We start from the raw sequence: 26,469 nt of genomic DNA on the forward strand, positions 1-26,469 counted from the left end.
GCGGGCCCACGGCGCTGCTTCACGCCTTCTGAACTCCTTCGGGTGGATCGGTGCCGGGAGCGACTGCGGCGGTGCCGGGGCGCTGGTAGCGGTAGGACATGACGTTTTCTTCGGGGCGCCGCCCCTGGCCGCTGATGCGCACCGGGCGCCGCCGGACCGCGCTGGTGGCCGCCGCCATGGCCGCCGTCTTCCTCGCGGTCGGCCCCTCCTCCGCCGCCGGACCGGTATCCCGTACGCATCCGGAGGCCCTGGGCATCGGTGACCCCCTCTTCCCGCAGCTCGGCAACCCCGGATACGACGTCACGGCGTACGACATCGCCCTCGACTACCACCGTCAGGACCGCCCGCTCGACGCCGTCACCACCATCGACGCCCGCGCCACCGAGGTCCTGCGCACCATCAACCTCGACTTCACCCAGGGGGTCGTGGCCGCGGTGCGGGTCGACGGAGCGCGGGCCCGGTTCGTGACGGTCGGTGAGGACCTGGTGATCACCCCGTCCGTCCCGGTCCCCCGGGGCTCCGGCTTCCGGATCACCGTCCGCCACACCAGTGATCCGCAGGGCGGCGCGAGCGGCGGCTGGGTCCGCACCGGCGACGGGCTGGTCATGGCCAACCAGGCCAACGCCGCCCACCGGGTCTTCCCGTGCAACGACCATCCCGCCGACAAGGCCCGCTTCACCTTCCGGATCACCGCCCCTAAGAGCCTTACGGTCGTCGCGGGCGGTCTGCCCGGACAGCGTGTCCGCAAGGGATCGCGGACCACCTGGACGTACCGCCTCGCCCACCCCATGGCCACCGAGCTGGCGCAGATCTCCATCGGCCGCTCCGCCGTGCCGCACCGCACCGGTCCCCATGGACTCCCGGTGCGCGACGTCGTACCCGTGGCGGACCGCGCACGGCTGGAGAAGTGGCTCGCGCGCACTCCCGGACAGCTGGCCTGGCTGGAGAAGAAGGCCGGGCGCTATCCCTTCGAGAACTACGGAGTGCTGATCGCCCATGCCACCACCGGCTTCGAACTGGAGACACAGACGCTCTCCCTCTTCGAGCGCGACCTGTTCACCAGCGAGGACCTGCCGCGGTGGTACATCGAGTCGATCATGGTGCACGAGCTGGCCCACCAGTGGTTCGGCGACAGCGTCAGCCCGCGCCGCTGGTCCGATCTGTGGCTCAACGAGGGCCACGCCACTTGGTACGAGGCCCTGTACGCCGATGAGCACGGTAAGGCGAGCATGAAGCAGCGGATGCGCAAGGCGTACGGGCAGTCCGACGCCTGGCGGGCCGAGGCGGGACCGCCCGCGGCCCCCAAGCCCGCCGACCCCGGTCAGCAGATCGGCATCTTCCGCCCGGTCGTCTACGACGGCAGCGCGCTGGTGCTGTACGCGCTGCGGCAGCGGATCGGCCGGACCGCCTTCGAACGGCTGGAACGCCAATGGGTCCTCCGCCATCGCGACGGTGTGGCCTCGACCGCCGACTTCATCCACCTGGCCTCCGAGGTGGCGGGGCGCGATCTGAGCGGATTCCTCCGGCCGTGGCTCTACGGAAAGAAGACGCCGCCGATGCCGGGCCACCCCGACTGGAAGCCGGCGGCGAAGGAGAGCACCAAGGGCGCCGCCCTGCCGAGCGCGCGGACGGGACGGCATGCGGTGGGTTACACCGTGCCATGGGCGGTGAAACCCGGGTGACGGCCAGGCCGCCGCGTGCGACCATCAATGAGTCGGCGTCGCGGCCGGCCCGCGGGGGAATCCCACGGGCTCCTCACGCGTTGTCGGCAGTGACGGTATTCCACGACGTAAGGATTCCTTTGACCCACTCCTCTTCCCTTCCGCAGGACCGGCAGCGACTCGCCGAGAGCCTTCGGGCCGACGCCCTGATGGAAGAGGACGTCGCCTGGAGTCACGAGATCGACGAGGAGCGTGACGGCGACCAGTACGACCGCTCCGACCGTGCCGCACTCCGGCGCGTGGCGGGGCTGTCCACCGAGCTCGAGGACGTCACCGAGGTCGAGTACCGCCAGCTGCGCCTGGAGCGCGTGGTGCTGGTCGGCGTCTGGACCTCCGGCACCGTGCAGGACGCGGAGAACTCCCTTGCGGAGCTCGCCGCGCTCGCCGAGACGGCCGGCGCCCTGGTGCTCGACGGCGTGATCCAGCGGCGCAACAAGCCGGACCCCGCCACCTACATCGGATCCGGCAAGGCCGAGGAACTGCGCGACATCGTGGTGGAATCCGGCGCCGACACCGTGGTCTGCGACGGTGAGCTGAGCCCCGGCCAGCTGATCCACCTCGAGGACGTCGTCAAGGTCAAGGTGGTCGACCGGACCGCCCTGATCCTCGACATCTTCGCCCAGCACGCCAAGTCCCGAGAGGGCAAGGCGCAGGTCTCGCTCGCCCAGATGCAGTACATGCTGCCGCGGCTGCGAGGCTGGGGTCAGTCGCTGTCCCGGCAGATGGGTGGCGGTGGTTCCGGATCCGCGGGCGGCGGTATGGCCACCCGCGGTCCCGGTGAGACCAAGATCGAGACGGACCGGCGCCGCATCCGCGAGAAGATGGCGAAGATGCGCCGTGAGATCGCCGAGATGAAGACCGGCCGCGACATCAAGCGGCAGGAGCGCCGGCGCCACAAGGTCCCCTCGGTCGCCATCGCCGGATACACCAACGCGGGCAAGTCCTCACTGCTCAACCGGCTCACCGGCGCGGGCGTGCTGGTGGAGAACGCGCTGTTCGCCACCCTGGACCCGACCGTGCGCCGGGCGGAGACTCCCAGCGGGCGGCTCTACACCCTGGCGGACACCGTCGGATTCGTCCGCCATCTGCCGCACCACCTGGTGGAGGCGTTCCGCTCCACCATGGAGGAGGTCGGCGACGCCGATCTGATCCTCCATGTGGTGGACGGCTCGCATCCGGCACCGGAGGAGCAGCTGGCCGCCGTGCGTGAGGTGATCCGCGATGTGGGCGCGGTCGACGTGCCCGAGATCGTCGTGATCAACAAGGCGGATCTGGCCGACCCCCTGGTGGTGCAGCGGCTGCTGCGCATGGAGCGGCGCGCCATGGCGGTGTCGGCGCGCAGCGGGCTGGGCATCGACGAGCTGCTCGCGGTCATCGACGAGGAGCTGCCCCGGCCCCAGGTCGAGATCGAAGTGCTGGTGCCGTACACCCACGGCAAGCTGGTCGCACGTACGCACGCCGACGGCGAGGTGATCTCCGAGGAGCACACCCCGGAGGGCACCCTGCTCAAGGCGCGGGTCCACGAGGAGCTCGCCGCGGAGCTGCGGCGTTACGTACCGGCCGCGGCCGGCGGACAGCACTAGCCACGACAAGCACACGGCGAGGGCCCGCCCCCGGACATCCGGAGGCGGGCCCTCGCCGTATGACGCCTGACGGCTACCGGCTCTAGCCAGTCGCCGTCAGGCGGCCGGTCACTGGTTCGCGAACTTCTTGCTGACCGCGTTGTAGACGCCCTTCGCCTCGGGACCCAGGTGCGGGCCCGCCAGCCAGGTCGCGTCGGACGGGCCGATCGAGGTGTTGGACACCAGCGCCGGCTGGCCGTCCGAGCCCTCGGCCACCCAGCCACCGCCGGAGGAGCCCGCGGTCATGGTGCAGCCGATGCGGTACATCGTCGGCTGCTCGGCGTCCAGCGAGAGCCGGCCCGGCTTGTCGGCGCACTGGTTCATCTTCTGGCCGTCGAACGGCGCGGCGGCCGGGTAGCCGGTGGCCGTGATCTCGTCGATGGACTTCACCGCCGGGGCGTCGAAGTCGACCGGCAGCGCGCCGCCCACCGTCTCCTCGAGTGACTTGCCGCCGCTGACCTCCGGCTTCACATGCATCACCGCGAAGTCGTACGGGGCGCCCTTGCCGCCCACGGCCGCACCGGTGTCGATCCACTGTGAGGAGGTCTGCGCCCAGTCGGCCCACCAGACGCCCTTGGGGGCCAGCTCCTCCTTGGTGGCGTTCTCCAGCTCCGCCTGCGACTTGCCCGAGTCGTTGTAGGAGGGGACGAACATCAGGTTCTTGTACCAGCCGCCGCCCTTGCCCGCGTGGACGCAGTGGCCCGCCGTCCACACCAGGTTGGACTTGCCGGGGTGCGCCGGGTCCTTGACCACGGTCGCGGAGCAGACCATCGAGCCCTCGGGGCCGTCGAAGAAGACCTTGCCCGCATAGGGGACGTTGGCGCTGTACGGGCTGGCGACCTCCTTGGCCTGGACCGGCTGCGGATCGGGATCGGTCACACCCTGGTCGTCCGCGATGTCGCTGTCGTCGACCGGCTTGTCGGGCTCCTGCGCCTCGCGCATCCGGTCCGGCTTCCACAGACCCTTGATGATCGGGTTGATGAAGTCACCGGCCTCCCGCAGCCAGTCGTTCTTGTCCCAGTTGTTCCAGGCACCGTCCTTCCACTGGTCCAGATCGATGCCGAGGTTCTTCAGCTTGTCGTTGAGATTGTCGGGCAGCTTGATGTCGTCCGCGCCCTGCTGTGCCGACGACTCGGCCGGCTTGGCATCGGTGTTGTCGTCCGAGTCGCACGCGGTGACGGTGAGCGCCAGCACCGAGGCTATGGCGGCTACGGCCAGCGCGGGTCGGCGTTTGGATGGCATGGGCGGAACTCCCCCTGAGGTTCTGAGCTGCTCTACGGCCTGTGTGGAATTGTCATGCACCGCCCCGGCAACCGGGGTGGCATCCCACTATGCCGGTGCCGCCTACGACGGCTGCGAGCGGGGCCTTGGTTCCCGGCCGCAAGGATCTTCGCTCAGCCCGTGATCCGGAGCCTGACGCGTCGTTGGTACGTACGGGGGACAGCCGGAGGGTGTTCAGCAGCAGGAGGACCGAGACTCGTGGCCGTGACCCAGCTCCCGTCGTTGGCCCTGTCCGCCGTCCGCGACGGCGGTGGTGCCGCCCAGGGCATTCTGCGGCGCCAGGCGCTGCGTGAGTCGGCCGCCCGCACCTACGCCCGGACGCTGCCCATCGTTCCGGTGCGCGCTCGGGGGATGACGGTCGAAGGGGCCGACGGCCGCCGCTATCTCGACTGTCTTTCCGGCGCCGGAGTACTGGCCCTGGGGCACAACCACCCGGTGGTGCTGGACGCCGTCCGGGCCGTTCTGGACGCGGAAGCGCCCCTGCAGGTCCTGGACCTGGCCACACCGGTCAAGGACGCCTTCATGGACGAGCTGTTCGCCACCCTGCCGCCCGCGCTCGCCGCCCGCGCGCGGGTCCAGTTCTGCGGACCGGCGGGCACGGACGCGGTCGAGGCCGCGCTCAAGCTGGTGCGGACCGCCACCGGTCGCGACGGTCTGCTCGCCTTCTCCGGGGCGTACCACGGTATGACGGCCGGTGCGCTGGCCGCCTCCGGCGGCGCCCCGGCGGCCGGTGTGACCCGGTTGCCCTTCCCGTATGACTACCGCTGCCCGTTCGGGGTCGGAGGAGAGCGCGGTGTCGAACTCTCCGCGCGCTGGACCGAGCGGCTGCTCGACGACCCGAAGGGCGGGCCGCCCCGCCCGGCCGGGATGATCCTCGAACCCGTGCAGGGCGAGGGCGGAGTGATTCCGGCACCGGACGCCTGGCTGCGCCGGATGCGGGAGATCACCGAGGCCCGCTCCATCCCGCTCATCGCGGACGAGGTCCAGACCGGTGTCGGGCGCACCGGGGCCTTCTGGGCGGTCGACCACGCCAGTGTGGTGCCCGATGTGATGGTGCTCTCCAAGGCGATCGGCGGGGGCCTGCCATTGGCCGTCGTGGTCTACCGGGAGGACCTCGACGTCTGGCCGCCCGGAGCACACGCGGGCACCTTCCGGGGCAACCAGCTGGCGATGGCGGCGGGCGCGGCGACCCTCGCCCAGGTCCGGGAGAACAACCTCGCCGAGCGGGCGGCGACCGTCGGCGGTCGGATGCTGGAGCGGCTGCACCGATTCGCCGCCGGACGCCCGCAGATCGGGGAGGTACGCGGCCGCGGCCTGATGATCGGCCTGGAACTGGTCGCCCCGGAGGCCGACCCCGCCACGGACACCGACCGCGAGGGGCCCTCGGTCGAGCAAGCCCACCCGGCGGGTGCCGAGGGCGGGCGCGCGGACGGACCCCAGCCGAACGGGGCTTCGCGGGATGGAGCTCTGCCGGACGGGACTTCTCGGGACGGAGCTTTCCTGGACGGGACTTCGCTGGACGGGGCCCTGCCGGATGGGATCCTGCGCGATGGAGACCCATCCGCCGCATACGCCGATATCGCGCATACGGCGGCTCCGCCCGCTGCCCCCGCGCTCGCGGCGGCCGTCCAGCAGGAGTGCCTGCGGCGCGGGCTCATCGTCGAACTCGGCGGGCGCCACGGCGGGGTGATCCGCCTTCTCCCTCCATTGACCATCACCGACGAGCAGGCAGAGGCCGTCCTGGACCGGCTCGCCGACGCCCTGGACGCGGCGATCCGCACCGCTGGAACCCGCTCCGGCGAGGTCCCGCCCACCGCTTCCCCGTTCGCCCAGCCGCTCACCGGAGACCACCGGTGACGTGCCCCGCACCGTACGACCGCAGCACCATCGCACCACCGAAGGAGGCAGGCGCCGGGCCCAGGACGTGAACGCCATGACGCCCGCGCCGCACCCACCATGCCGCACACCCCCGGGGGAGCCCCCTTGTCTCCCCAGCCGCAGCCCGTGCCCGGCGCCATGACCGACCCCGACGACTCCCCCCGCCCCGGCCCCCCTACGCCCCTCCCGCACGCGTCCCTCCCCCACCCGTCCCACGCGGCGCCACTCCTGGGCGGGGTGACAAGGCGGCCCGTCCCACCAGCGGCGGTGTCGACGGTCAGAGCACCGTCCCCCGCCGTGACGGCGGCAGGAGCCCAGACAGCGCCCTCAGCGTCGCCCCAGCTCCCAGCGGTGGCCTCCTCTCCACCGGCGCCCCCGTCCCCGGCGGCGTCACCATCCCCAGCGGTACCGCAGCCCCTACCGGTGTCCCCGTCCCCGGCGGCGCCGCCCGCCACGGCACCGCCTGCGGCGTTGCCGTCTGCCGCGACGTTGCCTGCCGCGGCGCCACCTGCCGCGGCGCCGCTCGTGAGTGCGGCGGGAGCACCCCGCCCACCGGCCCCGGAGCGCCCCTCCGACGAGTCGTCCCCGCCGCGGCTGTCTCCCCAGGGGGCGCCCTTCGCCACGACGGCCGTTCCCCGGCAGGACCGCACTGGTCATGACGCGCCCGATGACCGCGCCCCGCAGGCAGGCGTGGATCCGCTGGACGACCCCGACCCGCAGACCGCGGCCGACGCGGCGGCCGTCGAGAACCTGCTGCGCTGCTGGGTACGGGAGAGCGGCCTCGCACGCCCCGAGGAGGGCACCCTGCGCATTCCCCTCGCCGCCAGCGGAACCGTCCTCCTCGTTCCGGTGCGCTACTGGTCGCCCACCGGCTGGCACCGCTTCGGCCCGCCGCTGCTGGAGCACGGCCCCCATGACGCACCCGCTGTCGGAGCGGTCACCCTCGCGGCCCTGCTCACCCGCGAGGCGACGTACAGCGCGCGGCGGGACGATCCCGACGCGGACGCCACCGAACTCGTCGGCCGTGTCGCGGACTCCGTACGACGCATCGCCTCCTTCCTCGCCCACCGCCGGGCCACGCCGGCCGATCCCGGAGCGAGCACCCCGTTCCTCAGCGCGGAACAGTCCCTCTTGTTCGGCCACCCCTTGCATCCCACGCCCAAGAGCCGCGAGGGCCTCTCGGACGCCGAATCCACCATCTGCTCACCGGAAACGCGTGGCTCCTTCCCCCTTCACTGGATCGCGGTCGACCGTTCCGTACTGGCCTGCGAGTCGGCCTGGACGGAGCGCGGCCGTACCGTGCCCGCCGAGCGACTCGCCCTCTCCCTGGCGGGCAGCGGTCTCCAACTGCCCACCGGGACCGTGCCCGTACCACTTCACCCCTGGCAGGCTCGTGAGATCCGGCACCGGCCGGACGTCGCCGCGCTCTTCGACGCCGGCCTGTTGCACGACCTCGGGCCGTCCGGCGGGCACTGGCACCCCACCTCCTCGGTCCGCACCGTCTACCGGCCCGGCGCACCCGCCATGGTGAAACTCTCCCTCGGTCTGCGGATCACCAACTCCCGTCGTGAGAACCTCCGTAAGGAACTTCGCCGCGGTGTCGAGGTACACCGGCTGCTCCGCAGCGGACTGGCCGAGCAGTGGCGGGCGGCCTTCCCCGGATTCCCGGGCTTCGACATCGTCCGGGACCCGGCCTGGCTCGCCGTCGACGGACCGGACGGCGATCCCCTGACCGGCCTGGACGTCGTCATCCGGCACAACCCGTTCGGCCCCGGCGACGACGCCGTCTGCGTCGCCGGACTTGTCGCGCTACGCCCCTGGCCCGGCCAGCCGGTGATGCGTTCCCGACTCGCCCACCTCGTCGCCCGGCTCGCCGCTCGCACCGGCCGTTCCACGGCGGCGGTCGGCGCGGAGTGGTTCCTGCGCTATCTGCACACGGTCGTACGCCCCGTGCTCTGGCTGGACGGAGAAGCCGGCATCGCGCTCGAGGCGCACCAGCAGAACACCCTGGTGCTGCTGGACCCCGACGGCTGGCCGATCGGCGGCCGCTACCGGGACAACCAGGGCTACTACTTCCGCACGTCCCGGCACGCCGAACTCCAGCGCCGGCTGCCCGGTATCGGCGGCCGCAGCGACACCTTCGTCTCCGATGAGGTCGCCGATGAGCGGTTCGCCTACTACCTCGGCGTCAACAACGTCCTTGGACTGATCGGTGTCTTCGGATCCCAGCGGCTCGTCGACGAGCGCGTCCTGGTGGCCGCGTTCCGCCGTTTTCTCACCGATGCCGCGTCCGGCCACGGCAGGACCCGCTCATCTCTCCCCGCCCGGCTCCTGGAGTCCCCCACCCTGCGGTGCAAGGCCAATCTGCTCACGCGGCTGCGCGGCCTGGACGAACTCGTGGGACCGGTGGACACCCAGTCCGTCTATGTGACCATCGCCAACCCCCTCGCCATGTCTGACACCACTGCTGTCGCCCCCACGGCCTGACCCCGCGATCACGCCCCTCACCCTCACGTCTCTCAGGACGTGCCCAGACCCATGAGAGGAGAGCGTCGCCGTGCCGCACACCGACTCCACCACGAACTCCAGCACCGACGACACCATCGACCTGCGGCTGCGCCAGGAAGAGGATGCCGCACGACTCATCGACCTGGACTCCACCGGGCCGGGGGCCGAGGACCGGCCGGATCTGCTGGACCACATCGCCGAATGGGGACCCGTCAGCACCTCGGCGGGTGCCTTCCAGCTCGTCCCGGTCCGCATCGGGCGCGATCTGCGGCTCATCGCTCGCTGGATGAACGACCCGTCCGTGGCCGCCTTCTGGGAGCTCGACGGTCCCGATGAGACCACCGCGAGCCACCTCGGCGGCCAGCTCCACGGCGACGGCCGCAGCGTGCCCTGCCTGGGCGTCCTGGACGGCGTCCCGATGAGCTATTGGGAGGTGTACCGCGCAGATCTGGACCCGCTCGCGCGGTACTACCCGGCCCGGCCGCACGACACGGGTCTCCACTTGCTCATCGGCCGGGTCAGCGATCGTGGCCGTGGCCTGGGGACGACTCTGCTCCGCGCGGCAGCCGACCTCGTGCTCCGGCACCGTCCGTCCTGCACCCGCGTCGTGGCCGAACCGGATCTTCGCAACACCCCTTCCGTGGCGGCCTTCCTCGGCGCCGGCTTCCGCTTCTCGGCGGAGATCGAACTCCCTGGCAAACGCGCCGCGCTGATGCTGCGCGACCGCGCCCTGCGACATGTCCTGTGAACCTCCGCGACCATCCGTGACCCCCGGTGATGAATCCGTTTCGATGCGAGACTCTGCTGTTGATACACCGCTCGGCCGTTCGCGGTTCCCACACGGCGGGGACCCGCCCGGACTCCGATCCCGCCGGAACCGTCCGTCACCGACCACTCCGAGGAGAGTGATGTCGGTGCCGCCCCGTAGGCTGGCAGCCCTATGACTGAATCGTCCTCGCCTCCACTCGCCGATCTGCTGCACGCCGCCGTCACCGCCGTCGGCGGCACCGAGCGCCCTGGCCAGGCCGCCATGGCCCAAGCCGTGGCGGAGGCGATCGACGACGGCTCCCATCTGCTGGTTCAGGCCGGCACCGGCACCGGGAAGTCCCTCGGCTATCTGGTCCCTGCCCTCGCCCACGGCGAGCGCGTCGTCGTCGCCACGGCGACCCTCGCCCTGCAGCGGCAGCTCGTCGAGCGCGACCTGCCCCGCACCGTGGAGGCACTGCATCCGCTGCTGCGCCGCCGCCCCGAGTTCGCGATGCTCAAGGGCCGCTCCAACTATCTGTGCCTGCACCGGCTCCACGAGGGCGTCCCGCAGGAGGACGCCGAGGAGTCCGGCCTGTTCGATCCCTTCGAGGCCGCCGCGCCCACCAGCAGGCTCGGCAAGGACCTGCTGCGGCTGCGCGATTGGTCGGACGAGACCGAGACGGGTGACCGGGACGATCTGACCCCCGGAGTCTCGGACCGCGCCTGGTCCCAGGTGTCGGTCACCTCCCGGGAATGCCTCGGTGCGTCCAAGTGCGCCTATGGCGCGGAGTGCTTCGCCGAGGCCGCCCGTGAGCGGGCCAAGCTCGCCGAGGTCGTCGTCACCAACCACGCGCTGCTCGCCATCGATGCCATCGAAGGCGCCCCCGTGCTGCCCAGCCATGAGGTGCTGATCGTCGACGAGGCCCATGAGCTGGTCTCCCGGGTCACCGGCGTCGCCAGCGGAGAGCTCACCCCCGGCCAGGTCAACCGCGCCGTGCGGCGTGCCGCGAAGCTGGTCAACGAACAGGCGGCGGACGCCCTCCAGACCGCCTCGGAGGGTTTCGAGCGGCTGATGGAGCTCGCCCTGCCCGGACGCCTGGAGAAGATCCCCGAGGAGCTCGGCCATGTGCTGATGGCGCTGCGCGACGCGGCCCGCACGGTGATCTCGGCGCTCGGCGCCACGCGGGACGCCTCGGTCAAGGACGAGGACGCGGTCCGCAAGCAGGCGCTGGGGGCCGTGGAGAACATCCACCAGGTGGCCGAGCGGATCGTCGAGGGGTCCGAGTACGACGTGGTCTGGTACGAGCGGCACGACCGCTTCGGTGCCTCGCTGCGTGTCGCCCCGCTCTCCGTGTCCGGGCTGCTGCGCGAGAAGCTGTTCGAGGACCGGTCCGTCGTCCTCACCTCCGCCACGCTCAAGCTCGGCGGGGACTTCAACGGAGTGGCCGCCTCCCTCGGTCTCGCCCCCGAGAGTCCGCAGGACCCGGAGGGCGGCGAGGACGCAGCGCCCCGCTGGCAGGGCCTCGACGTCGGCTCGCCCTTCGACTACTCCAAGCAGGGGATTCTCTACGTCGCCAAGCACCTCGCCCAGCCAGGCCGCGAGGGCAGCCGCGCCGATATGCTCGATGAGCTCGCCGAGCTGGTGGAGGCCGCGGGTGGCCGGACGCTCGGGCTGTTCTCCTCGATGCGCGCCGCCCAGACGGCCGCGGAGGAACTGCGCGGGCGCCTTGACATGCCCATCCTCCTCCAGGGCGAGGAGACGCTGGGCGAGCTGATCCGTGCCTTCGCCGCCGACGCCAGGACCTGTCTGTTCGGCACGCTGTCCCTCTGGCAGGGCGTCGATGTGCCGGGGCCCAGCTGTCAGTTGGTGGTCATGGACCGAGTGCCCTTCCCCCGCCCCGACGACCCTCTGATGAGCGCTCGCCAGAAGGCGGTGGAGGAGGCCGGGGGCAATGGCTTCATGGCCGTCGCCGCGACCCATGCCGCCCTGCTCATGGCCCAGGGTGCGGGACGGCTCGTGCGGGCTTCGGGCGACCGCGGCATCGTCGCCGTCCTGGATCCGCGTGTCGAGCGGGCTCGGTACGGGTCGTTCCTGCGCAAGTCCATGCCGGACTTCTGGTATACGACCGACCGCAACCAGGTGCGCCGCTCGCTGGCCGCCATTGACGCGGCGGCCAAGGCTCAGGGGGCCTAGGGTCTGCCGTCAAAGAAAGCAGGGCGCCCCGTTTGCCGACGGGACCTGGCGAGGGGTGTCCCGCGTCGGCCCGCATACAGCAGGGCCCCGGAACCGGCGCAGTGGTTCCGGGGCCCGGTCGTGGGGCACGCTAGAGGCGCACCTCGATCCGGCGCGCTCAGACGCGCCGCAGCACCGCGACGACCTTGCCCAGAATGGTGGCCTCGTCGCCGGGGATCGGCTGGTAGGCGGCGTTGTGCGGGAGCAGCCACACATGGCCGTCCTCACGCTTGAAGCGCTTCACCGTGGCCTCGCCGTCGAGCATCGCGGCGACGATGTCACCGTTCTCGGCGACGGGCTGGCGGCGCACCGTCACCCAGTCACCGTCGCAGATGGCGGCTTCGATCATGGAGTCGCCGACCACCTTCAGCACAAAGAGCTCACCGTCGCCGACCAGCTGCCGGGGGAGCGGGAAGACATCCTCGACCGACTCCTCGGCGAGGATCGGGCCACCTGCCGCGATCCGGCCGACCAGCGGCACATAAGAGGCCGCGGGCTTGCCGGTGGTGTCCGCGGGCTGGGTGCTGGGCTGGTCGGAGCCGCGGACCTCGTAGGCCCGGGGCCGGTGGGGATCGCGCCGCAGAAAGCCCTTGCGCTCCAGAGCCATCAGCTGGTGGGCGACGGACGAGGTGCTGGAGAGGCCCACCGCCTGGCCGATCTCCCGCATGGACGGAGGGTAACCGCGCCGCTGCACAGAGTCGCGAATGACCTCGATGACGCGCCGCTGCCGGTCGGTCAGCCCTGAGCTGTCCGCCCGGATGCCTGGAGGTCGCCCTGGTAGCGAGCGCGTGGGCTTTTGGCTCTCCGGGGTCGTGGTGTCGTCGTTCATCGGGTGGGTTTGGTTCATCGCGTGTGTCTGTTCGAGTCGGCTCTGGGAGCGCTCTTGGGTGGTAAAGGTTGCGCTCTCTGCGGTGGTGGTCACGACGGCCCCTCTCGAGATGTTCTCCCTAGTTGGACAACGGTAGTTGCTTTCGAAAGGTTGCGCCAAACACACGTTCGAGTGAAATTTCGTAGATGAGCTGACGTGATCACAGGGTTAGGTGTATAGGCCGTTTGATCCGGCCGCTGTCGGGTGGCCCCAGTCTTGCATCCCGACCCCCGCGAATTCGGGACCGGCGGGGTTCGCGTAGTCTCGTGCCTGCTCCCGAGCCGTGACACGCCATCCGGGTCGGTTGAGTGCCGGACACCAGATCTAGTGGTTTGATGGATGCAAGCCACCCACAGGTTGTGGTCCCTGGTGATTCGAAGCCAAGGTTTTCGCCTATGCTTGTGGCCGTCTCGGCGGGCCTTCGCGGCTCGCTCGGGGCTTGTCAGCCATGCTCAGTCATGCGCCGTTCTTGAGGGTGAGGGAGGGATCGGAGCGATGCACTGCCCCTTCTGCAGGCACCCCGACAGTCGTGTGGTCGACAGCCGTACTACGGACGACGGCTGCTCGATTCGCCGGCGCCGCCAGTGCCCCGACTGCTCGCGTCGCTTCACGACCGTGGAGACCGCGTCACTGATGGTGATCAAGCGCAGTGGGGTCACCGAGCCCTTCAGTCGCGACAAGGTCATCTCCGGGGTGCGCAAGGCGTGCCAGGGCCGTCCGGTCACCGAGGACGCTCTCGCCAAGCTCGGTCAGCAGGTGGAGGAGGCGGTCCGGGCCACCGGCAGCGCCGAGCTGTCCACCCATGACGTCGGGCTCGCCATACTCGGCCCGCTCCAGAAGCTCGACCTCGTCGCTTATCTCCGCTTCGCCTCCGTCTACCGCGCCTTCGACTCCCTCGAGGACTTCGAGGCGGCCGTCGCGGAGCTGCGTGACCAGCAACGGCCTCCTGCGCACGACCGCGGGTCCGGCGCCGAAGGGGCCGCGGAGGCCCCCGCGCCGGCCATTGCCGCCGACTGACCGGCGGCCCACACACCTGCCCGGAGCGCTTGGCGTGTCCGGGTGAAAGACAGACACCGTGCCTCGGGAAGAAATGGGCACATCAGGGCGTTTTCGCCCGTACAGGGAGGCGGAATGACAGAGACGACGAGCGGCCCGGCACGAGGCTCCCGCTCCAAGGGAAGCAAGGCGAACAAGGGCCTGCGCATCGAGCGCATTCACACCACCCCCGGCGTGCATCCGTACGACGAGGTGGTCTGGGAGCGCCGTGACGTCGTCATGACCAACTGGCGCGACGGTTCGGTCAACTTCGAGCAGCGCGGCGTGGAGTTCCCCGACTTCTGGTCGGTGAACGCGGTCAACATCGTCACGAGCAAGTATTTCCGCGGTGCTGTGGGCTCCCCGGACCGCGAGGCGAGCCTGAAGCAGCTCATCGACCGCGTGGTGCGGACCTACCGCAAGGCCGGTGAGGACAATGGCTACTTCGCCTCGCCCGCGGACGCCGAGATCTTCGATCACGAGCTCACCCATGCGCTGCTGCACCAGGTCTTCAGCTTCAATTCGCCTGTCTGGTTCAACGTCGGCACCAAGCAGCCGCAGCAGGTCAGCGCCTGCTTCATCCTCTCCGTGGACGATTCCATGGAGTCGATCCTGGACTGGTACAAGGAAGAGGGGATGATCTTCAAGGGCGGTTCCGGCGCCGGCCTGAACCTCTCCCGCATCCGCTCCTCCAAGGAGCTCCTCTCCTCGGGCGGCAACGCCTCCGGCCCCGTCTCCTTCATGCGCGGCGCCGACGCCTCGGCCGGGACGATCAAGTCGGGCGGCGCCACCCGCCGGGCCGCCAAGATGGTCGTGCTCGACGTCGACCACCCGGACGTCGAGGCGTTCATCGAGACCAAGGTCAAGGAGGAGGAGAAGATCCGCGCCCTGCGCGACGCGGGCTTCGACATGGACCTGGGCGGCGATGACATCACGTCCGTCCAGTACCAGAACGCCAACAACTCCGTCCGCGTGAACGACACGTTCATGAAGGCGGTGGAGTCCGGCTCGAAGTTCGGACTGCGCAGCCGGATGACCGGTGAGCCCATCGAGGAGGTCGATGCCAAGGCGCTGTTCCGCAAGATGGCCGAGGCGGCCTGGGCCTGCGCCGACCCCGGCATCCAGTACGACGACACCATCAACCACTGGCACACCTCGCCGGAGACGGGCCGGATCACCGCCTCCAACCCGTGCAGCGAGTACATGCACCTGGACAACTCCTCGTGCAACCTCGCCTCGCTCAACCTGATGAAGTTCCTCCAGGACGACGACGCGGGCAACCAGCGCTTCGACGCCGAGCGCTTCGCCAAGGTCGTCGAGCTGGTCATCACCGCGATGGACATTTCCATCTGCTTCGCGGACTTCCCGACCGAGAAGATCGGTGAGACCACCCGAGCCTTCCGCCAGCTGGGCATCGGCTACGCCAACCTGGGCGCCCTGCTGATGGCCACCGGTCACGCCTACGACAGCGACGGCGGCCGGGCCCTGGCCGGAGCCATCACCTCCCTGATGACCGGCACCTCGTACAAGCGCTCCGCGGAGCTCGCTGCCGTGGTCGGCCCGTACGACGGCTATGCCCGCAACGCGGACGCCCACAAGCGCGTCATGAAGCAGCACTCGGACGCCAACGCCGCCGCCAAGCGCATGGACGACCTGGACACCCCGGTCTGGGCCGCGGCCACCGAGGCGTGGCAGGACGTGCTGCGCCTCGGTGAGAAGAACGGCTTCCGCAACGCCCAGGCCTCGGTGCTCGCGCCGACCGGCACCATCGGCCTGATGATGGACTGCGACACCACGGGCGTCGAGCCGGACCTGGCCCTGGTCAAGTTCAAGAAGCTGGTCGGCGGCGGCTCCATGCAGATCGTGAACAACACGGTCCCCAAGGCGCTCAAGCGGCTCGGCTACCAGGAGGAGCAGGTCGAGGCGATCGTCGCCCACATCGCCGACCACGGCAATGTGATCGACGCGCCGGGGCTGAAGCCCGAGCACTACGAGGTCTTCGACTGCGCGATGGGCGAGCGCTCCATCTCGCCGATGGGCCATGTGCGGATGATGGCGGCCGCCCAGCCGTTCCTGTCCGGTGCCATCTCCAAGACGGTCAACATGCCGGAGTCGGCCACCATCGAGGAGATCGAGGAGATCTACTTCGAGGGCTGGAAGCTCGGCCTCAAGGCGCTGGCGATCTACCGCGACAACTGCAAGGTCGGCCAGCCGCTCTCCGCCAAGAAGAAGGAGGAGAAGGAGCAGGCCGAGCCCGAGGTCGAGAAGGTCGTCGAGTACCGCCCGGTCCGCAAGCGCCTCCCCAAGGGCCGTCCCGGCATCACCACCTCCTTCACGGTGGGCGGCGCCGAGGGCTACATGACCGCCAACTCCTACCCGGACGACGGTCTCGGCGAGGTCTTCCTGAAGATGTCCAAGCAGGGCTCGACCCTGGCGGGCATGATGGACGCCTTCTCGATCGCCGTGTCGGTCGGTCTCCAGTACGGCGTGCCCCTGGAGACCTACGTCTCGAAGTTCACCAACATGCGCTTCGAGCCGGCCGGTATGACGGACGACCCGGACGTGCGGATGGCGCAGTCGATCGTCGACTACATCTTCCGCCGGCTGGCGCTGGACTTCCTGCCCTTCGAGACCCGCTCGGCGCTCGGCATCCACTCTGCCGAGGAGCGTCAGCGCCACCTGGAGACGGGGTCCTACGAGCCCGCCGAGGACGAGGTGGATGTCGAGGGCCTGGCCCAGTCGGCACCGCGCCATGTGGACGCCCCGAAGAACAGCACCTCCCAGCCGCGGACCACGCCTGGGGCGCAGCGGGAGGCCCACAGCTCGACCGAACTGGTCGAGATTCAGTTGGGGTTGAACGCGGACGCGCCGCTCTGCTTCTCCTGCGGCACCAAGATGCGCCGCGCGGGCAGCTGCTACCTGTGCGAGGGCTGCGGTTCGACGAGCGGCTGCAGCTGATCGCGGGCCCTTGCGGATGACATCGATGCGATGACATCCGAGGCGGGGCGTGGGCCTTCGGGTCCGCGCCCCGCCGTCGTCTCGTGGCGTCGTATGGCGCGCAGCCGGACCGGGGGTGGTGACGGACTCCCCGGTATGTGATGGGGGCCACCGTGCCGCCGTAGGATGGCTCGGTGCTGGTCAAGTGGATTCGCTGCACCGTGGTGGACCGCCCGGGTTTCGAGCGGGGGCAGCGGAAGTGGGCGGGGTTGCCCGGCGAACCGGGATTCCGGGGGCAGGGCGGTGGCTGGAGCCGAGGGCGTCCGAATGTGGCGCATGTCTTCGCGTTCTGGGAGAGCCGGGCGTTCTACGACTCCTTCATGGCGCGGTCGCACGACCGGCTCGCGGCCGCGCAGTCGGGCACCTATCGGGACATGCAAGTCCGGCTGTTCGAGCACCGGTTCGATGTGAAGGTCGGCTTCGAACCGCGGTTCTCCGACGCGGACGTGGTGCGGGTCGCGCACTGCCGTGTGCGCCCCGACCGGGTCGATCACTTCACGCTGGTGCAGGAGAAGGTGTGGAACCCGGCGATGGCCGGGTCTCCCGGGATGCTGCGCGGAGTGTTCGGCGAGGCGCCGGGGAACGAGTTCCTGGTGCTGTCGATGTGGGACTCGGCGGCCGAGCACGGGAAGTACCGCGAGGAGCGGGTCGAGCGGCTCGGCCTGCGCGCGCAGATCGAAGCGGACGTGGCGGCGATCGCCGGCGATGTCGTACGGGTCGAGTCCGCCTGGACGGTGTGAGCGCGGAACCGAGCCCGCTGCCGCTCGGCGGGCAGTCCTGATCACCGGCGGGCAGGGAGATACACCCCGGCCCGGACGGCGACGGCGACGGCTGCCGCCGTCTGGTCGGCGAGCGGCGTGTCGATGGGCTCACGGGTGATGAGCGCCCGGAAGAACAGGGGCGCGGACACGGCTCGTACGACCGCCGCGGCGTCGGTGCCGGACGGGGCCTCATCGCGGTCGACCGCCCGCCGCACCACGGATTCGCAGCGGGCGAAACGCTCGGCGTAGAAGGCGCGCAGTGCCTCCGCCGCGCGCTCGGACTGGAACGCGGCCGCGATGAAGGCGGTCGGCGCGGCAGCGGTCGACGCGCTGCCGAAGGTCTCGGTCACCTCGCGGGCGAGGGCGCGCAGATCGCCCTCCAGGCTTCCGGTGTCGGGCGGCGTCCAGGCGTCCTCGCCCGCGAGGTCGAGCGCGTCCGCCACGAGCCCCTCGACACTGCCCCAGCGCCGGTAGACGGTCGTCTTGTGGACGCCGGAGCGCTCGGCGACGTACTCCACGGTCAGACCGGGATAGCCGTGCTCGGCGAGGCCGGTGAGCACGGCGTCGCGCACCGCTGAGCGGGTGCGCGCGGTGCGCCCGCCGGGGCGGACGGTGCCCGGTGTCGGGGCGGCGCTCTCTGCCGACAAGTGCAACTCCAGTCGCGTTAGTGGTTTCCTCGTGTCATAGTGAGGGTAACGCTACTTCAGTAGCGTTTGTAGTGGCGCGGTCCGGAGGACCGGCCGTGCTCGTGTGCTTGGAGGTGCGCCCTTTGCCCACACAGATCTCGCTCCGCGGTGTCACGCTGTCCCGAGGCGACCGGCTGCTGCTCGACGAGGTGTCCTTCGCGGTGCGACCCGGTGAGCGGGTCGGTGTCGTGGGGGAGAACGGGGCCGGCAAGTCCACCCTGCTGCGGCTGCTGGCCGGGAGCGAATCACCGGACGACGGCGCCGTGGTGACGGTGGCCGACGGCGGCATGGGGCATCTCGGCCAGACGCCCGCGCTGCCCCCGGACCACACGGTGCGCGACGCGGTGGACGCCGCCCTCGCCGAGGTGCGCGCCATGGAGCGCGGGCTGCGCCGGCTCGAGGTGGAACTCGGCGGCGGTGCCCCCGACGCACTCGCCGCGTACGGCGATCTGCTCACCGCGTTCGAGGCCCGCGGCGGCTATGAGGCGGATGCCCGGGTGGAGAAGGCCCTGCACGGTCTGGGGCTGGGCGGTATCGGGTACGAGCGGCGGCTGGGCAGTCTGTCGGGCGGTGAGCAGGCCCGGCTCGGACTCGCTTGCCTGATCGCCGCCGCTCCCGAAGTGATGCTGCTGGACGAACCGACGAACCACCTCGACGGCGCCGCGCTCAGCTGGCTGGAGGAGGCGCTGCGGGAGCATCCGGGCACCGTCCTCGCGGTCTCCCACGACCGGGTCTTCCTGGAGCGAGTGGCGACCGCGATCGTCGAGGTGGACGCCGATCGGCACACCCTGGTGCGGTATGGCGGGGGGTATGGCGGATTCGTCGCCGAGCAGGCCGCCGCACGCCGCCGCTGGGAGCAGGCGTACCACGAATGGTGCGCGGAGACGGCCGCCCTGGCGGAGGCCGCCACGGCCACCGCACGGAGGGTCGCCCCGGGCCGCGGCATGAAGGACGGCAACAAGATGGCTTACGACCGGGACAGGGGGCGGGTGCAGTCCTCGGTGTCCAGCAGGGTGCGGAACGCCCAGGAGAGGCTGCGCAGGCTCCAGGAGGGCCCGGTGCCGCGCCCACCGGAACCGCTGCGGTTCTCGGCGCTTCCCCCGGCGGGCACGGCGGACGGTGTCCTCATCGATCTCCAGGATGTTCGCGTGGGGGAGCGGCTGGCGGTGGACCGGCTCACCGTGGCAGCCGGGGAGAGACTGCTCGTCCACGGGGTCAACGGCGCGGGGAAGTCCACGCTGCTGCGGGTCATGGCGGGGCTGGAGAAGCCGGAGGCGGGCCGGGCGGTCCGCCGGGGCGGGGTCGGCTATCTCGCCCAGGAGATACCGGTTGCCCGGCCTCGGGAGCGGCTGCTGTCGGCCTTCGGCCGCGGGCTGCCGGGGGCACCGCAGGAGCAGGCCGACCTTCTGCTGTCGTACGGGCTGTTCCGCCCGGATGATCTCCATGTTCCGGTGGGATCGCTCTCCGCTGGCCAGCGCCGTCGGCTGGCGCTCGCCCGGCTGCTGGCCCGCCCCGCCGATGTGCTGCTGCTGGACGAGCCGACCAACCATCTCGCCCTCGGCCTGGTGGAGCAGGTGGAAGAGGCGCTGGCCCAGTGGACCGGGGCGCTGGTGGTGGTCTCGCACGACCGGCTGCTGTGCAGCCGCTTCACCGGGCGCCGGTGCGAGATGTGCGGCGGCCGGCTGATGGCCGGGGAGGGGAGTGAGGCGCTGGCCAGGCCCTCGATCTAGGGTGGCGGCATGGCACGACCCCGGCGCATCGTCCTCATACGGCACGGAGAATCGGAGGGGAACGTCGATGACTCGGTGTACGAAAGGGTGCCCGACCATGCTCTGAGGCTGACCGAGACCGGCCGTGGGCAGGCGCGGGAGGCGGGTGAGCGGCTGCGCGCCACCTTCGGCGACGAGCGCGTATCGGTCTATGTATCGCCGTACCGCCGCACCCACCAGACCCTGAGGCTGCTCGATCTCGACCCCTCCCGCACCCGGGTCAGGGAGGAGCCGCGGCTGCGGGAGCAGGACTGGGGAAACTGGCAGGACCGCGAGGACGTGCGGAAACAGAAGGCTTACCGAGATGCCTACGGACACTTCTTCTACCGCTTCGCACAGGGTGAGTCCGGCGCCGACGTCTACGACCGGGTGGACGCCTTCCTGGAGAGCCTGTGGCGCAGCTTCCAGGACCCGGCGCACCCGCCGAACGTCCTGCTGGTGACCCATGGGCTGACCATGCGGCTGTTCTGCATGCGGTGGCTGCACTGGAGCGTGGCCGAATTCGAGTCGCTCTCGAACCCCGGCAACGGCGAGACGCGGACCCTGCTGCTCGGCTCCGACGGGCGCTACCACCTGGACCGGCCGTTCGAGCGCTGGTGTACCCCCGAACCCTACGGCCTCACCGGTTAGAGTGCGCAGCGATGACCGCTGACCGATTCCACCGGGCTCTGCGAAGCCTGCGCGGGCTGGCCGTGGGTGACGCCCTCGGCTCCCAGTTCTTCGTCCCCGCCAACTATCCGTTCCTGAAGCGCCGTGAGCTGCCGCCAGCCCCCTGGCAGTGGACCGATGACACCGAGATGGCCTGTTCGGTCCTGGCCCACCTGGTGGTCCACGGCCGGATCGACCAGGACCATCTCGTCCGATCCTTCGCCGACCACCATGACTTCGACCGGGGCTACGGCCCCGCCGTGAACCGGATGCTCCGCCTGATCAGGGAGGGCGGCGACTGGCGTGACCTGGCCGCCGGGCTGTTCCAGGGGCAGGGGTCGTGGGGCAACGGCGCCGCGATGCGGATCGCCCCGCTGGGCGCCTGGTACGCGGGTGACGCGGAGCAGGCCACGCACCAGGCGGAGATCTCGGCCTACACCACGCATCAGCACCGTGAAGCGGTGGCGGGAGCCATGGCGGTGGCCGCGGCCGCGGCGCTGGTGGCCGATCCGGCGGGCCGCGGCGGCCCGGAGGAGCTGTTGGACCGGGTGGTCGAGCTGGTGCCGCGCAGCGCCGTCCAGGCGGGGCTGCGCCGCGCCCGCGACATGCTCGACTACGCGGACGCCGGCACCGTCGCCGCGGTGCTCGGCTGCGGCCGCCGCACCAGTGCTCATGACACCGTGCCGTTCGCCCTGTGGGCCGCCGCCCGCCACCTCGGTTCCTTCGAGGAGACGTTCTGGCAGACGGCCTCGGCCGGCGGAGACGTGGACACCACCTGCGCCATTGCCGGGGGAGTGGTCGCGGCCGAGGCCGCCGGTGCGCCGCCCGACACCTGGCAGGACCGCACCGAGGCGCTGCCGGAGTGGGTGCCGCTGTCGGCCGACTGACCGTTTCCAGGGGCGTGATGTGGCGGGTCGCCCGGTTTGCCCCGCTCGTCGAACCCGCTGCCCAGCACGCGGTGTTGAGCGGAAACGGTCACCTGACCCATCAGGGAGGGGGCCACCGGAGGTGGCCGGGGCCACTGCCGAGGATCCGGCTACCGCGCGCAGGTAAGAGCGGCGTAATGTTGTCCTCGCCATGGCTTATGAACCGCCCACTCACAGTGTCGAGCGCTCGCTCCGCGCCACGACAGGAGCCAAGATCGTCGTCGGTATCGACGAGGTCGGGCGCGGGGCATGGGCCGGTCCGGTGACGGTCTGCGCGGCGGTCACCGGTCTGCGCCGTCCGCCGACCGGACTCACCGACTCCAAGCTGCTGAGTCCCAAGAAGCGCACGGCCCTGGCCCAGGAGTTGGACTCGTGGGTCACCGCGCACGCCCTGGGTCACTCCTCGCCCGAGGAGATCGACGACCTGGGGATGACGGCCGCCCTCCGGCTCGCCGCCACGCGGGCGCTGGACGCGCTGCCGGTCCGGCCGGACGCGGTGATCCTGGACGGGAAGTACGACTACCTCGGCGCTCCCTGGACGGTTCGTACGGTCATCAAGGGCGATCAGTCCTGCGTGTCCGTCGCCGCCGCCTCGGTGATCGCCAAGGTGCGCCGGGATGCGATGATGGCCGAACTGGGAGTCCAGCACGTGGACTTCCGCTTCGAGGACAACGCCGGATATCCGTCCCCCGCGCACCGCGCCGCCCTGCGGGACCTGGGGCCCACGCCCCACCACCGGCTGTCCTGGGCCTATCTGGACGGGTTGCCCCGGTGGCGACACCTGAAGCGGGTCCGCAGCACACCCGAACCGGTCGGGCTGGAGGGCGAAGGCCAACTCGGCTTCGACTTCTGAGCAGACCAAGCGGTCCAAACCGCCACCCGCCGATGCGACTCGCACCGACGTTTGATAGACATCAGCCCATGCCTCTCATCCCCGAGGAGCCTCAGATTCACGAGAGTGTCCCGGGTCCCCGCGCGACACCGGCCGCAGGCCGCACCGCGCCGACCCCTCGTCCTGTCCCTGGTCCCGGCCCCCGGCCCGCACCGCGGCGGCCTGGAAGCCCCGGTCCCAACCGTGGCTCCGCCGGAACCTCGTCGGCTCAGTCGCAGCGCACCACGAGTGATGCGACGAAGCCCGTGCCGACCGCCCCGGCGGCTTCGGCTGCCAAGAACGCATCCGCCGCCGCGAAGTCCACTCCCCAGATCCAGCTGATCCCCGCCTCGGCGGACGGCGCGCTGGACGCGGCGGACGAGGCGGTCGACCTGCTGCTGGATTCCGGCCGGGCACCCGGTGACATCCTGGTGCTGACCACCGGGGAGCAGCATCCGTGGGCGGCGCATGAGTTGTCCTTCGGCGAGGCGTCCTACTGGGCGCAGCACGACGCCGGTGATGACGTCTTCTACGCCACCGCGGGGGCCGACCGTGTCAAGGGCCGCCCGGTCGTGGTCGTCGCCGTCAACGGCGGTGCGAATGACACCGTGGCCCGCGTGCTGCCCGAGGCGATGAACCGCGCCGGAGCGCTGCTGATCGTCTGCGGCGACCCGAAGCGGATCAACACCGTCATCGGTTCGGGAGCCTGACGCCACCCGTCCCCGAACGCCCGGAGCCCGGCGGTTTCTGTCCCTCGCGGCGGAGCTGTCCGGCGTCCGGACGGCCGGTGGTCGTGCGCGTTGTCCGGCGACCGGTCAGACGGCGGCGGAGTGGCTCAGCGCCTGCCGCGCCCCGGAACGGGACCGCGGCAGCGCCTTCGCGTCGTCGTCGCCCTTGACGGCCACGCCCAGCGCGGTGCGCAGCGAAGCGGAGTGCGGCCGACGGCCGCCCCGCCCCTCGCCGAAGACCTGCCATCCGTCGCGGGTCAAGGTGATGTACGCGCCGCAGCGCAGGCCGTGCAGGGTGCAGGCGTCACGCAGCCCCCACATCCAAGCGCCGTCCTCCTCCGTCCACCGGCTCTCGCCCTCGCGGCAGTAGAGCAGCACGGCGGTGCGGATCGGTGTGCGGCGCCGCAGATCGTGCGGGATCACCCGGCGCAGCTGGGCCAGCAGGGCGTTCCGGAATTCCCAGCCGTCCGCGGCGGCAGCGCCGTGGCGGACGAACGAGGCGCTCGCCGTGAGCCGTTCGTCCGGATCGAGGACGGCGACGACGGCGGTCGACGGCGACGGCAGATGGCGACTGTGCAGCCCGGTGACCACCTCGCGCGGATTGCGCAGCAGTGGAATCCCCGCTGCCGCCCATTCGGCGGGCTGGAGTATCCGGCCGAGCCGGGAAGCGGGATCGGCGGCCGGTGACGGAGCGAAGCCGAAGGTCACGGTCCTCCCTTCGTCTGCGCCCACGATCCGTGCGAAGGTCGGGCACGGGCGCAGGCCACGACACAGCCCCGTCGGGACCACGGGCGGGCCGGGGGCGGGGAGCTGTTGTCAATTCTCGCGGTCGCGCCCGCATGCGGCAATGAGCAATTGGCGCCACTGGTCGATTTGCCGGGATGTGCGGTCAATATTCCCGACCGGTTCGCGCTCGCCGCGGTCCCGGCCGCCCTCACCCCTGCACGGCGAGGACCAGCGGAAACACTCCGGCTGCTCCGGCCCGGCGAAGCAGCCGGGAGGCAACGGCCAGGGTCCAGCCGGTGTCCGCCATGTCGTCCACCAGCAGCACCGGCCCACCCGCCTCGGCAAGATCCGCCGCCAGCGGGGGTGGCACGGTCAGCGCGCCGTGCAGCGCACGCAGCCGCTGAGCGCTGTTGGTGCGCGGCACCCGGGTGTCACTCTCGCCGGCGTGGTACGCGACGCTGCCGAGCAGGGGCAACCGGCCGATGGTGGCGATCCGTTCGCCGAGCGTCCGGATCAACTGCGGGCGGGTGCGTGAGGCGATCGTGACCACGCCCACCGGGCGGGCCGGGGCGTCCGGCGCGCCCGAGGCCCAGCCGCCGGGACCCTTGGCCCAGTCGGCGAGCACCGTCACCACCGCACCGGCCACATCGTCGGGCACCGGGGCGTCCGGGGTCTGCGGGGCCAGCAGCGGCCGTAGCCGGTTTCCCCAGCCGATGTCGGAGAGGCGGCCCAGGGCCCGGCCCGGGGCGGCCTGCTCATCCGCCGCGATGCGGCCCTTGAGGTCCACACCGACCGCCGGCAGGCCGGTCGGCCACATGCGGCGCGGCTCCACCTCGACACCGGGCCGCCCCAGCTCACCGCGCGCCGCGTCCAGCGAGGCCGCGGACACCTCGGCGGTGAACCGCGCCCCCGCGCAGTTGTCACACCGGCCACAGGGCGCCGCCTTCTCGTCGTCCAGCTGCCGCCGCAGGAACTCCATCCGGCAGTCGGCCGTCGCGGCGTACTCCCGCATGGCCTGCTGCTCGGCCTCCCGCTGGCGCGCCACCCACGCATACCGCTCCGCGTCGTACGCCCAGGGCTGACCGGTCGCGATCCAGCCGCCGCGCACACGCCGCACCGCGCCGTCCACGTCGAGCACCTTGAGCATGGTCTCCAGACGCGACCGCCGCAGCTCGACCTGGGGCTCGAGCGCGGGCAGGGACACCGGCCGGTCCGACCTCGCCAGCACCTCGAGCGTGCGGCGCACCTGCTCCTCGGGCGGGAAGGCGAGCGAGGCGAAGTACCGCCAGATCGCCTCGTCCTCACGGCCGGGCAGCAGCAGCACCTCGGCGTGCTCCACACCGCGTCCGGCACGCCCGACCTGCTGGTAGTAGGCGATGGGGGAGGACGGTGAACCGAGGTGCACCACGAAGCCGAGGTCCGGCTTGTCGAAGCCCATGCCCAGCGCGGAGGTGGCGATCAGCGCCTTGACCCGGTTGGCCAGCAGATCCTCCTCGGCCTGCTGACGATCCGCGTTCTCCGTCTTGCCGGTGTAGGAGGCGACCGTATGGCCGCGCTGCCGCAGAAACGCGGTCACTTCCTCGGCCGCGGCGACGGTGAGGGTGTAGACGATCCCGGAGCCCGGCAGCTCATCGAGGTGGTCGGCGAGCCAGGCGAGCCGATGCGCGGCGTCCGGCAGCGGCAGCACGCCCAGCCGCAGGCTTTCCCGGTCCAGCGGGCCGCGCAGCACCAGCGCCCGTGTGGACCCTTCGCCCGTGCCCAACTGCTCGGCCACATCCGCGGTGACGCGTGCGTTCGCGGTCGCGGTCGTGGCGAGCACGGGCACGCCCCGGGGCAGATCGGCGAGCATGGTGCGGAGCCTGCGGTAGTCGGGCCGGAAGTCATGCCCCCAGTCGGAGATGCAGTGTGCCTCGTCGACGACCAGCAGACCGGTGGCGGCGGCGAGCTGTGGCAGCACCTGGTCGCGGAAATCCGGGTTGTTGAGCCGCTCCGGACTCACCAGCAGCACATCCACCTCGCCCGCGGCCACCTCCGCCTGGATGGTGTCCCACTCCTCGGTGTTGGCGGAGTTGATGGTGCGGGCGTGGATACCCGCGCGCGCGGCGGCCTCGACCTGGTTGCGCATCAGCGCGAGCAGCGGGGAGACGATCACGGTCGGACCGCTGCCGCGCTCGCGCAGCAGCGCGGTGGCGACGAAATACACCGCCGACTTTCCCCAGCCGGTGCGCTGCACGACCAGCGCCCGGCGGCGCTCGGCGACCAGCGCCTCGATCGCCCGCCATTGGTCCTCCCGGAGCCGGGCGGAACCGGTGGTGTCCCCGACGAGGCGGGCCAGGACGCGGTCGGCTGAGGTGCGCAGGTCTTCGTCGCTCATGCCCCCATGCAACCCGATCCCCCCGACATCGTGCCAACGACGCCGACACCCTGTGGATAAGGTTATCCACAGGGGTGGCGGGGCCGACGG

The 26,469-nt window shown here is 71.2% G+C and carries 19 protein-coding genes; 14 read left to right on the forward strand and 5 right to left on the reverse strand.

Features of this window, described 5'->3' with window-relative positions:
• Positions 1 to 98: 98 nt before the first annotated feature.
• Complete coding sequence (locus tag PS467_RS30135) at positions 99 to 1,682, forward strand: M1 family metallopeptidase (RefSeq protein ID WP_311037848.1); 1,584 nt, start codon at positions 99 to 101, stop codon at positions 1,680 to 1,682.
• Positions 1,683 to 1,801: 119 nt separating this feature from the next.
• Positions 1,802 to 3,304 carry a GTPase HflX gene (gene hflX, locus PS467_RS30140; RefSeq protein WP_268974811.1) on the forward strand — a complete coding sequence of 501 codons (1,503 nt, stop codon included), beginning with the start codon at positions 1,802 to 1,804 and terminating at the stop codon, positions 3,302 to 3,304.
• Positions 3,305 to 3,412: 108 nt separating this feature from the next.
• Here the strand turns inward: hflX and PS467_RS30145 are convergent, their stop codons facing one another.
• Positions 3,413 to 4,585: a trypsin-like serine peptidase gene (locus PS467_RS30145; protein ID WP_268974812.1), complete on the reverse strand. Its 1,173-nt coding sequence runs from the start codon at positions 4,583 to 4,585 to the stop codon at positions 3,413 to 3,415.
• A 237-nt stretch (positions 4,586 to 4,822) separates the two neighbouring features.
• Here PS467_RS30145 and PS467_RS30150 point away from each other — a divergent pair, with 237 nt between their 5' ends.
• The 4 genes from PS467_RS30150 to PS467_RS30165 all read left to right on the forward strand — a co-directional run bounded on the left by PS467_RS30150 (position 4,823) and on the right by PS467_RS30165 (position 11,951).
• Complete coding sequence (locus tag PS467_RS30150) at positions 4,823 to 6,481, forward strand: diaminobutyrate--2-oxoglutarate transaminase family protein (protein WP_432280650.1); 1,659 nt, start codon at positions 4,823 to 4,825, stop codon at positions 6,479 to 6,481.
• Between the two features lie 546 nt (positions 6,482 to 7,027).
• Positions 7,028 to 8,989, forward strand: a complete 1,962-nt coding sequence (locus PS467_RS30155) for an IucA/IucC family protein (protein WP_432280651.1) — start codon at positions 7,028 to 7,030, stop codon at positions 8,987 to 8,989.
• A 70-nt stretch (positions 8,990 to 9,059) separates the two neighbouring features.
• Positions 9,060 to 9,758, forward strand: coding sequence for a GNAT family N-acetyltransferase (locus PS467_RS30160; RefSeq protein WP_311037849.1), 699 nt, complete (start codon positions 9,060 to 9,062; stop codon positions 9,756 to 9,758).
• 192 nt (positions 9,759 to 9,950) lie between these two features.
• Entirely contained in the window at positions 9,951 to 11,951 is a 2,001-nt protein-coding gene (locus PS467_RS30165; RefSeq protein ID WP_311037850.1) for an ATP-dependent DNA helicase, read from the forward strand.
• A gap of 157 nt (positions 11,952 to 12,108) precedes the next feature.
• Here PS467_RS30165 and lexA read toward each other — a convergent pair whose 3' ends face one another.
• Positions 12,109 to 12,912 (reverse strand): transcriptional repressor LexA, encoded by an 804-nt coding sequence (lexA, locus tag PS467_RS30170; protein WP_311037851.1) that lies wholly within the window; start codon positions 12,910 to 12,912, stop codon positions 12,109 to 12,111.
• Between the two features lie 441 nt (positions 12,913 to 13,353).
• Here lexA and nrdR point away from each other — a divergent pair, with 441 nt between their 5' ends.
• The 3 genes from nrdR (at position 13,354) to PS467_RS30185 (ending at position 17,630) form a co-directional block, all read left to right on the forward strand.
• A complete protein-coding gene (gene nrdR, locus PS467_RS30175) occupies positions 13,354 to 13,875 on the forward strand; it encodes a transcriptional regulator NrdR (RefSeq protein ID WP_030842751.1) in 522 nt (173 codons plus the stop codon).
• Between the two features lie 114 nt (positions 13,876 to 13,989).
• Positions 13,990 to 16,851, forward strand: coding sequence for a vitamin B12-dependent ribonucleotide reductase (locus PS467_RS30180; protein ID WP_268974818.1), 2,862 nt, complete (start codon positions 13,990 to 13,992; stop codon positions 16,849 to 16,851).
• Positions 16,852 to 17,024: 173 nt separating this feature from the next.
• Positions 17,025 to 17,630: a YdbC family protein gene (locus PS467_RS30185; protein ID WP_268974819.1), complete on the forward strand. Its 606-nt coding sequence runs from the start codon at positions 17,025 to 17,027 to the stop codon at positions 17,628 to 17,630.
• Between the two features lie 41 nt (positions 17,631 to 17,671).
• On the opposite strand, the gene PS467_RS30190 is transcribed toward PS467_RS30185, so the two are convergent.
• Positions 17,672 to 18,298, reverse strand: a complete 627-nt coding sequence (locus tag PS467_RS30190) for a TetR/AcrR family transcriptional regulator (protein ID WP_268974820.1) — start codon at positions 18,296 to 18,298, stop codon at positions 17,672 to 17,674.
• 122 nt (positions 18,299 to 18,420) lie between these two features.
• Here PS467_RS30190 and PS467_RS30195 point away from each other — a divergent pair, with 122 nt between their 5' ends.
• From PS467_RS30195 to PS467_RS30215, 5 genes are all read left to right on the forward strand, one after another.
• Positions 18,421 to 20,067 (forward strand): ABC-F family ATP-binding cassette domain-containing protein, encoded by a 1,647-nt coding sequence (locus PS467_RS30195; RefSeq protein WP_311037852.1) that lies wholly within the window; start codon positions 18,421 to 18,423, stop codon positions 20,065 to 20,067.
• Between the two features lie 9 nt (positions 20,068 to 20,076).
• Complete coding sequence (locus PS467_RS30200; RefSeq protein ID WP_268974822.1) at positions 20,077 to 20,736, forward strand: histidine phosphatase family protein; 660 nt, start codon at positions 20,077 to 20,079, stop codon at positions 20,734 to 20,736.
• An 11-nt stretch (positions 20,737 to 20,747) separates the two neighbouring features.
• On the forward strand, positions 20,748 to 21,641 hold the full coding sequence (locus PS467_RS30205) for an ADP-ribosylglycohydrolase family protein (protein WP_311037853.1): 894 nt from the start codon (positions 20,748 to 20,750) through the stop codon (positions 21,639 to 21,641).
• Between the two features lie 190 nt (positions 21,642 to 21,831).
• Positions 21,832 to 22,533 (forward strand): ribonuclease HII, encoded by a 702-nt coding sequence (gene rnhB, locus PS467_RS30210; RefSeq protein ID WP_311037854.1) that lies wholly within the window; start codon positions 21,832 to 21,834, stop codon positions 22,531 to 22,533.
• A 68-nt stretch (positions 22,534 to 22,601) separates the two neighbouring features.
• Positions 22,602 to 23,261 carry a hypothetical protein gene (locus tag PS467_RS30215; protein ID WP_268974825.1) on the forward strand — a complete coding sequence of 220 codons (660 nt, stop codon included), beginning with the start codon at positions 22,602 to 22,604 and terminating at the stop codon, positions 23,259 to 23,261.
• 105 nt (positions 23,262 to 23,366) lie between these two features.
• Here the strand turns inward: PS467_RS30215 and PS467_RS30220 are convergent, their stop codons facing one another.
• Entirely contained in the window at positions 23,367 to 23,987 is a 621-nt protein-coding gene (locus tag PS467_RS30220) for a hypothetical protein (protein WP_311037855.1), read from the reverse strand.
• A gap of 226 nt (positions 23,988 to 24,213) precedes the next feature.
• Positions 24,214 to 26,379 (reverse strand): RecQ family ATP-dependent DNA helicase, encoded by a 2,166-nt coding sequence (locus PS467_RS30225; RefSeq protein WP_311037856.1) that lies wholly within the window; start codon positions 26,377 to 26,379, stop codon positions 24,214 to 24,216.
• Between the last annotated feature and the right edge of the window lie 90 nt (positions 26,380 to 26,469).

The organism is Streptomyces luomodiensis (assembly GCF_031679605.1).
Classification (GTDB): Bacteria; Actinomycetota; Actinomycetes; order Streptomycetales; family Streptomycetaceae; genus Streptomyces; species Streptomyces luomodiensis.